We start from the raw sequence: 8,376 nt of genomic DNA, 5'->3' as shown, positions 1-8,376 counted from the left end.
ATGCCAAAAAGATATTGAATGAACACCATTTTAATAAGGACAACAGGGTCAATACTAGGTCTCCCATTGTCTAAGCTATACTTATCTTTTACCAGGTCATAAATGAATTCAAAATCAATAGCTTGTTCGATCTTTCTAACCAGATGATCTTCAGGCACTAATTGGTCAAGAGCGACCATTTCTATTTGATTTCTTCCATCTTCTACGTGTTTTGATAACATTTGAATCCCCCACAAAAAATCTTTTCAACTTCATTATACAAAAAAAGCTTGTAGACGTGGTCCGTAAAGCAGACTTTGTCTACAAGCTGAAATGCCGGGATACCCGGCATTTTTTTGTTTTGGTGACGATCAGCCGCAATGAATGTCTTAAATGTTTGAAGGCTGCTGTCGCGGGGCAAATTAATAGTTAATTTGATCCTATACTCTTGCTTTTTAACTGAGTTCGCGAATGAACATACAATTGTTCCCTTCTACCTGTTTTTTCACTGGTATCAGGTACGATTGAGCCCCGCCTGCATTCCCAAAAAAATACTACCGGTCATGCAGCTTGATAATAAACCTTCCAAACTGATTGGCAAATGGAAGGACAAGCAAAGATGATACGACATTGAACAGTACACTAATATGGGCAAGCTGTACGTCAGCGTGGTCAGCAGCATTTTGGCCAAGCGTAGCAAGTAAATCAATAAAAGGGTAAAAAGCCGCAACTCCAATGCAATTTAGCCATATATGGGCATAGGCAGAAAGCTTAGCTTCCCTGCCTGAACCAATGGTTGCTAAATAGGCATCAACGCATGTTCCAATATTTGATCCCAGCATAATGGCAATGGCCGTATTTAAATCCATCGTACCAGCAGTCAAAAAGCCCATTATAATTCCAGTTGTTGCGGTGCTTGATTGGATAATGGCAGTAATGATGATACCGGCGAAAACTGCATACAAATGGCTTCCATCAAGAGCAAGAAGCATTTGGTTAACCAAATCATTATTTTTTAGGGAACCTGCCAAATATTCAAAGCCCCTCATTGCTGCAAATACTGCAGATATGCCCAGCAAAGCGAGCCCCGCACTCTGAAGATTTTTTCTTTTCATAACTGCAAGGATACTTCCAGCCGCGGCCATAGGGATGATATAAGACTCTATATTAAAAGTGATTAGTTCGGTCGTAAAAGTTGTTCCAATATTTGTTCCTAAAATAATGCCTATGGTTTGCGGAAACGTGAGCATTCTTGCTGAAACCATTCCTATAGTAATGATCATTACGGCGGAGCTGCTTTGTAAAATAGCGGTAATAAAGGTGCCGATAAGCAGGCCTTTCCAGGGAGCATTTGTCAGCACTGCCAGCCAATTTTTCAATGAATCGGCGGATAGGTTGAAAAGTCCTGATCTTAAAAGTGTCATCCCATAAATAAATATCGCAATAAGAAGTAAAAATAATAACAGCTGGGTCAAGCCCTCACCCCCTACATCTAATACTATGGGGCATAATGCAAGGACATGCCTAAGGCAAAAAAATTGTTTAGTTTGTCGTCATACAGGGTAATAAAAAAGCACAATTATTAAAAACAAACGCTAGAGCAGGCTAATTACTGTTGACCTTGATAAGCTGTTATATTATAATTGCAAGGTACATGGAATAAACCATGTTGTTGATGTAAGTGTGTTGTGCTCGGAGGGAGGGAAAGAGAATGTCTAAAACCGTCGTTCGTAAAAACGAATCGCTTGAAGATGCTCTTCGTCGCTTCAAACGTTCAGTATCAAAAACTGGTACTTTGCAGGAAGCAAGAAAGCGCGAATTCTACGAAAAACCTAGTATTAAACGTAAGAAAAAGTCTGAGGCTGCTAGAAAGCGTAAGTGGTAAGAGAGGGTGTATGTAATGAGTCTTCTCGAGCGTTTAAATGAAGATATGAAACAAGCGATGAGGAATAAAGAAAAAGAAAAACTCACTGTCATTCGTATGATTAAAGCTTCGCTTCAAAACGAAGCCATCAAGATCGGTGAAGAGCTTAACGAAGAACAGGAGTTAACTGTCCTTTCTCGCGAAGTTAAACAACGCAAGGATTCCCTCCATGAATTTGAAAAAGCAGGTCGTGAAGACCTTGTTGAAAAAATTCGTACTGAACTTCAGTATGTCGAATTATATATGCCTAAACAGCTCTCTGAAGAAGAGGTTTCTAAAATCGTTGCTGAAACGGTTGCTGAAACTGGTGCATCCTCAAAGGCTGATATGGGAAAAGTGATGGCTGCCATTATGCCTAAAGTAAAAGGCAAAGCAGACGGATCACTAGTAAATAAACTTGTACAACAACACCTTTCATAAAACTATGTAATAAAAGACCGAAGGCCCTTGGCTAACGGTCTTTTTTATTTTATTTGAAAACCGGTAGTCACCAAAGTTTTAAGGCAGCTCATAAATTTTGGGTATGGAACTAACAAGCCAGTTTTTATAAAAAATTTCATTGTTAACTGCCCTAATACACCTAACAATAGACATTAGTGGGTTATACTAAAATAAGGATATATAGTTTCATTTTTTTCTTTTGGCTCTGTTAAAGATTATTGTTGTTTTTTAACACGAGCGAAAGGCACTAATCCCGCGAAAATGCATTCGCATTTCCTTCGTGCGGTGTTATTTCAGGGAAGCTTATTCAAAGTCCTGCGGGAGTGCGGATCAAAGGGAGACCCCGCAGGAGCAAAGCGACGAGGAGCGTCGGACCGCCCGCGGAAAGGGAGTGCCTCGTGCTGAAATCAACAGACTAATTTAACAGAGCCTTTCTTTTAAAAAAATGAAACTTTTATCAGTGTTCAACCGTAGATACATACATATATTCAAGTTTAACTTCGAAGGGGGGAAAGAGATGACTGTAAGAAGGCTTTTAACAATCTTTTCATTTTTGCTTACTTTTGTCCTGATGGCTGTCCCTTTTCAGGGAAAAGCCGATAATGAAATTGTCTATATAGCGCCTATTGAGGAAACGGTGGAAAAAGGGCTTTACGCTTTTTTGAGCAGGGCAGTCCATACTGCCGAGGAAGAGAATGCTTCTGCCGTTATATTTGAAGTAAATACTCCTGGTGGGGCAGTAGATGCAGCAGGTGAGATTGGAAAACTTTTAACATCGACAAAAGTGAAAACGATTTCGTTTGTTAATAAGCAGGCTTTATCAGCCGGTGCCTATATTTCATTAAATACAGATGAAATTTACATGGTGCCTGGCTCCACAATGGGTTCTGCCGCTATCATAGACCAGCAGGGCAATACGGCTGGGAAGAAAGCTGAATCATACTGGTTTGCTGCTATGCAAAGCGCGGCAAGACAGACGGATAGAGATCCTATTTACGCACTTGCTATGGCGGATGAATCAGTCGATTTGCCAGAGCTTGGCGCGCCAAAAGGAAAGCTGCTCACCTTAACAGCTGAGCAGGCTGAGGAAGTGGGCTATTCGGAAGGTACCGTTGATTCGAGGGCCGATTTATTGAAAAGGCTGGGATATGAGAATGCTGAAATAAGAACCATTGATGAAAGTTTTGCAGAAAAGCTGGCCCGCTTTATTACCCATCCGGTAGTGGTGCCAATTCTTTTATCAATTGGAAGCCTGGGGCTGGTGCTTGAGCTGTATTCACCAGGCTTTGGAATTCCAGGTTTTATGGGGCTATCGGCATTGCTGCTTTTCTTCTACGGGCATATGGTCGCCGGATTGGCAGGATATGAAACACTTATCCTCTTTGTGATCGGCATTGGCTTAATTATTGCAGAGTTTTTCCTCCCAGGCGGCATTGCAGGCATAGCAGGAATTGGTGCAATATTGGGCAGTCTGTTTTTGGCAACTGACAATGTAGTCCATATGGGAATTTCTCTTCTAATTGCACTAGGGGTTTCAGTTTTGGCATCTATTTTAATGATAAAGGTGTTTGGTAAAAAGATGAAATTCTTTAAAAAAATCATTTTAACCGATAGCACAAATACAGAAAAAGGCTATATTTCGAATAAAAGCAGGCTTGAACTGATTGGGCTGGAAGGGTATGCTTTAACGGCACTCCGCCCATCAGGGACGGTAGTCCTCAAGGATGAACGAATTGACGTTGTCAGCGAGGGAGGCTATATAGCCAAAGGTGCAAAAGTAAAAGTTGTTAAAGCGGAAGGTTCCCGTATTGTTGTAAGGGAAATATCTAATCTTGATTTAGATAAATAAAAATTTCAGGAGGTTAGAACATGTTAGAAGCAGGAACAGTATTTGTCCTGGTTGCCGTTGTACTGGGAGTTATTTTGTTGGGTGTTTTATTTACCTTTGTACCGGTGATGCTGTGGATTTCAGCATTGGCAGCAGGAGTAAGAGTCAGCATATTCACATTAATTGGGATGAGGCTTCGCAGGGTTATTCCCAGCAGAGTGATCAATCCGTTAATTAAAGCTCATAAAGCAGGGCTTGATGTTTCAACAAACCAGCTTGAAAGCCATTACCTTGCTGGCGGTAATGTTGACCGCGTTGTGAATGCATTGATTGCGGCACACCGTGCAAATATTGACTTAAGCTTTGAACGCAGCGCGGCCATTGATTTGGCAGGCCGTGATGTTTTGGAAGCAGTTCAGATGAGCGTTAACCCTAAAGTGATTGAAACACCTTTCATTGCCGGTGTAGCGATGGATGGTATTGAAGTAAAGGCTAAAGCACGAATCACAGTAAGAGCAAATATTGACCGCCTTGTCGGAGGTGCCGGCGAGGAAACAATTGTGGCGCGTGTCGGTGAAGGGATTGTATCGACAATCGGTTCATCTGACAATCATAAAAAGGTTCTGGAGAATCCAGATATGATCTCTCAAACAGTTCTTTCAAAAGGATTAGATGCAGGAACTGCCTTTGAGATTCTCTCGATTGATATTGCGGATGTGGATATCGGCAAGAACATTGGAGCAGAATTACAGACTGAGCAAGCAGAGGCAGATAAGAAAATTGCCCAGGCTAAAGCGGAAGAAAGACGTGCAATGGCTGTAGCGCAGGAACAGGAAATGAAAGCCCGCGTTGAAGAAATGAGAGCGAAGGTTGTCGAAGCAGAGGCCCAGGTACCGCTGGCCATGTCAGAAGCGCTTCGTTCCGGTAATATCGGTGTTATGGATTATATGAATATCCAAAACATTTCAGCTGATACGGAAATGAGAGATTCAATCGGCAATATGAGTGAAGACCGCAAAGATGGCCGCAAAAACGACTAAATGATCCCTTAAGGGGAGAAGGGAGGAAACTCTCTTGGAAATATTATTGGAGAATCCATTTATTCTCATAGCTCTATTAGCGTTTATCTCTTCATTCTTTAAGAAAAAGAAGAGAGAACAGTCTGAAAACCCAAACAAACCTCCACAGCAGAGGCCTCAGCCGCAAGCAGAGCGTCCTGCAGTGGAGGCTTCAATGGAAGAAGCTCTGAAAGAGGAAAAGAGGCAGCAGGCAGAGAGAGCAAGCAGGATAGAAGAAGAATACAGGCGGCGAAAACAGCAGGCTGAGGAAAGTATGAGGGCCCTTCAGAACCAAAAGCGAGCTGCTGAAAGAAAAGCAAATTCATTAATGGAGCCGGACGCGAAGTTAGTGGAACGTCCTCAAACCCAAAAACAAACTTCAGGCCAGTTTACGCCTCAAAAGCAGGCTCTTGTCGATGGAGTCATTTGGTCTGAGATCCTGGGTCCGCCCAGGGCAAAAAATCCCCATCGTTCGATTCAAAGGAAGTAATTAAAAATAAGTGCTAGAACCTTCGTTCATTTCATACATATGAGATGAAAGGGGGTTCTTTTTTTATGGCAAAAAAATGGGGACATTTCGTCCGCAGCTGGATGACTAAAAATATGGAGCTTCCTCAAGATGTCATGATGGATTTACCCCGCATCACTATGATTGGACAAATCCATATATATATTGAAAACCACAGGGGATTACTTGCCTTTTCAGATAAGGAACTAAGGCTTCTTTTGAAGCAGGGACAGTTATTAATTAAAGGTAAAGCGTTTGTTATAAAAACAATTTTGCCTGAAGAAATACTGCTGGAGGGAAAAATTGACTCAGTTACCTATATTACAGACAATGATTAATTATTCAGGGGGAAGGAAATGAAGAACCAGTGGATTGAGTTTTATAGGGGTCTTGTAACAGTTAAAGCAAGCGGAAAGGGAATTGAACGGTTTATTAATGCGCTTACCCGAAGCGGAATTTACATCTGGAATGTAAAGAATCATGGCACGCAGGCTGTGACTTTTAAAATGAAGCTTGAGGATGCCAAAAAAATCAGAAGCCTCGCCAGGAACAGCGATTGCAAAATCGAGTTCCTGCAGCGGGCGGGAGCCCCTTTTCTTTTTAAAAGGCTGTTGAAGAACAGCGGGTTTGTCGCCGGTGCTTTGGCTTTTTTTGCAGTAATCCTCCTTTTATCCAATATGGTATGGGGAATTGAAATTAAAGGAGCAAACCCTGCCACAGAATATCAGATTCGCAAAGAACTGGACAAGATGGGAGTTAAAAAAGGAAAGCTGCAGTTCTTTGTTGATAATGTTGAATCGATTCAGCGGAAGTTATCCAATAATATTGAGGCCATTACGTGGATTGGTGTCGAATTAAAAGGGACAACCTACCATTTACAGGTTGTGGAAAAGAATGAACCTGAAAAGCCGGAATATTTAAGCCCACGGCATTTAGTGGCCAAAAAGAAGGCCGTCATAGTGGACATGTTTGTTGAAGAAGGCCGGCCTGTCGTCGATATACATGATCATGTCCAGCCTGGCCAGCTCCTAGTGTCTGGCATAATCGGAAAAGAGGGGGAAACAGAGACTGTTCCTGCCAGAGGAGAAATTTTAGGTGAGACATGGTACAAGTCAACAGTGGAGCTGCCTCTCAAGAGCACTTTTCAGGTTTTTAATGGGAATGAAAAAGTAAAGCATTCCATTACAATTGGGTCATTAAACATTCCTGTATGGGGATTTGGCAAGCTGGAGTTTAAAGAATATGAAATAGAGGAAAATGAAAAGAGAATCAGGTTCTTGAAGTGGGAGCTTCCTTTTTCGTATAAAAATGTAACTTTCAGGGAAAGAGAACAGGTAACCAGGATTTATTCAAACGAAGAAGCATTTGATGTTGCGAAAGTTATGGCACGAAATGATATAAAAAACCGTCTAGAAGAAAATGCTAAGGTTAAGGGTGAAAAAGTTTTGCACCAATCAGTTGACAATGGTAAAGTAACAATATCAATACATTTCCAAATTATTGAGAACATTGCAGAAGGACAACCAATTATTCAAGGAGATACGGAATGACAGAAGACTTGAAGACAATGAATGTGCAGCTGGAAGACCCAAATGAAGCAATTGCCTTATTGGGGAATTCGGATGCGAATCTAAAAATTATTGAACAAGAACTGAATGTATCCATTGTGACTAGAGGCGAATCCGTTTATGTATCTGGAGAAATGGATAAGGTAGAGCTGGTCGGCAAGGTACTGGAAAAATTACTTTATGTTATTCGAAAAGGAATAAATATAAGCCAGAGAGATGTCATGTATGCACTACAAATGGCGAATAAAGGAACGCTTGAATATTTCAGTGATTTATATGAGGAAGAAATAACGAAAAATGCAAAAGGAAAGTCCATTCGGGTGAAAACCCTGGGGCAGCGCCAGTATATTAATGCTATCCGCAAAAATGACCTTGTGTTTGGCATTGGTCCGGCTGGAACAGGAAAGACGTACCTGGCAGTTGTCATGGCCGTCAACGCATTAAAGAATGGCAATGTAAAGCGAATTATCCTTACCCGTCCTGCTGTTGAAGCAGGAGAAAGCCTCGGTTTTTTGCCGGGCGATTTAAAGGAAAAGGTCGATCCCTATTTGAGGCCTTTGTATGATGCATTACATGATATATTAGGAACAGAGCATACCCAAAGAATGATTGAAAGAGGTACGATCGAAATTGCACCGTTAGCTTATATGCGGGGAAGAACACTGGATGATGCCTTTGTCATTCTGGATGAAGCACAAAACACAACCCAAGCTCAAATGAAAATGTTTTTAACCCGCCTGGGCTTTGGATCAAAAATGATCATTACTGGAGATCAAACACAAGTCGATCTTCCAAAGGGAGTAAAATCAGGGCTAATTGTGGCTGAAAACATTCTTGGCGGAGTCAAGGGTTTATCATTTGTTCATTTGGAACAAAGCGATGTTGTGCGCCACCCGCTGGTAGCAAAGATTATTCAGGCCTATGAAAAAGACAATACCTAAAAAACCGCCGACTTTTTGGCGGTTTTTTCTATTGCAATGATGTACATGGTCTAATTGCTGTAAGCTCCAAAATTTTTTGGCAAGAATTTGCACTTTTTAAGAAGATTATGGAATTATTTGCTATTAGTG

General features: G+C 41.4%; 10 protein-coding genes. 8 read left to right on the top strand and 2 right to left on the bottom strand.

The window, feature by feature from the left end; all coding sequences use genetic code 11:
• Both IQ19_RS21895 and IQ19_RS21890 read right to left on the bottom strand, forming a co-directional pair.
• Positions 1-221 (bottom strand): transposase (locus IQ19_RS21895; RefSeq protein ID WP_199749522.1); only part of this gene is annotated, 221 nt, incomplete at its 3' end.
• Positions 222-533: 312 nt separating this feature from the next.
• Positions 534-1,454: a Na/Pi symporter gene (locus IQ19_RS21890; protein ID WP_144545080.1), complete on the bottom strand. Its 921-nt coding sequence runs from the start codon at positions 1,452-1,454 to the stop codon at positions 534-536.
• A 236-nt stretch (positions 1,455-1,690) separates the two neighbouring features.
• Between IQ19_RS21890 and rpsU the strand changes: the two genes are divergently transcribed.
• The 8 genes from rpsU (at position 1,691) to IQ19_RS21850 (ending at position 8,247) form a co-directional block, all read left to right on the top strand.
• A complete protein-coding gene (gene rpsU / locus IQ19_RS21885; RefSeq protein ID WP_009333009.1) occupies positions 1,691-1,864 on the top strand; it encodes a 30S ribosomal protein S21 in 174 nt (57 codons plus the stop codon).
• 15 nt (positions 1,865-1,879) lie between these two features.
• Positions 1,880-2,323: a GatB/YqeY domain-containing protein gene (locus tag IQ19_RS21880; protein WP_144545078.1), complete on the top strand. Its 444-nt coding sequence runs from the start codon at positions 1,880-1,882 to the stop codon at positions 2,321-2,323.
• Between the two features lie 538 nt (positions 2,324-2,861).
• Positions 2,862-4,193, top strand: coding sequence for an NfeD family protein (locus IQ19_RS21875; RefSeq protein ID WP_144545076.1), 1,332 nt, complete (start codon positions 2,862-2,864; stop codon positions 4,191-4,193).
• Positions 4,194-4,213: 20 nt separating this feature from the next.
• On the top strand, positions 4,214-5,212 hold the full coding sequence (gene floA / locus IQ19_RS21870; RefSeq protein WP_110066117.1) for a flotillin-like protein FloA: 999 nt from the start codon (positions 4,214-4,216) through the stop codon (positions 5,210-5,212).
• A gap of 34 nt (positions 5,213-5,246) precedes the next feature.
• Complete coding sequence (locus tag IQ19_RS21865; RefSeq protein WP_144545074.1) at positions 5,247-5,720, top strand: hypothetical protein; 474 nt, start codon at positions 5,247-5,249, stop codon at positions 5,718-5,720.
• A 65-nt stretch (positions 5,721-5,785) separates the two neighbouring features.
• On the top strand, positions 5,786-6,076 hold the full coding sequence (gene yqfC, locus IQ19_RS21860; protein WP_110066119.1) for a sporulation protein YqfC: 291 nt from the start codon (positions 5,786-5,788) through the stop codon (positions 6,074-6,076).
• Positions 6,077-6,094: 18 nt separating this feature from the next.
• Entirely contained in the window at positions 6,095-7,288 is a 1,194-nt protein-coding gene (gene yqfD / locus IQ19_RS21855) for a sporulation protein YqfD (protein ID WP_144545072.1), read from the top strand.
• Positions 7,285-8,247 carry a PhoH family protein gene (locus IQ19_RS21850; RefSeq protein ID WP_144545070.1) on the top strand — a complete coding sequence of 321 codons (963 nt, stop codon included), beginning with the start codon at positions 7,285-7,287 and terminating at the stop codon, positions 8,245-8,247. Before yqfD ends, IQ19_RS21850 begins: the two co-directional genes overlap by 4 nt.
• Positions 8,248-8,376: the final 129 nt, after the last annotated feature.

The organism is Cytobacillus oceanisediminis (assembly GCF_007830235.1).
Classification (GTDB): Bacteria; Bacillota; Bacilli; order Bacillales; family Cytobacillaceae; genus Cytobacillus; species Cytobacillus oceanisediminis.
The sequence above is the reverse complement of the archived record's forward strand: the minus strand, read 5'-3'. Positions and strand labels throughout refer to the sequence as shown.

Coding starts and splice junctions, on each gene's coding strand:
- rpsU (WP_009333009.1), top strand. CDS start 1,691: ATGTCTAAAACCGTCGTTCGTAAAAACGAATCGCTTGAAGATGCTCTT.
- IQ19_RS21880 (WP_144545078.1), top strand. CDS start 1,880: ATGAGTCTTCTCGAGCGTTTAAATGAAGATATGAAACAAGCGATGAGG.
- IQ19_RS21875 (WP_144545076.1), top strand. CDS start 2,862: ATGACTGTAAGAAGGCTTTTAACAATCTTTTCATTTTTGCTTACTTTT.
- floA (WP_110066117.1), top strand. CDS start 4,214: ATGTTAGAAGCAGGAACAGTATTTGTCCTGGTTGCCGTTGTACTGGGA.
- yqfC (WP_110066119.1), top strand. CDS start 5,786: ATGGCAAAAAAATGGGGACATTTCGTCCGCAGCTGGATGACTAAAAAT.
- yqfD (WP_144545072.1), top strand. CDS start 6,095: ATGAAGAACCAGTGGATTGAGTTTTATAGGGGTCTTGTAACAGTTAAA.
- IQ19_RS21850 (WP_144545070.1), top strand. CDS start 7,285: ATGACAGAAGACTTGAAGACAATGAATGTGCAGCTGGAAGACCCAAAT.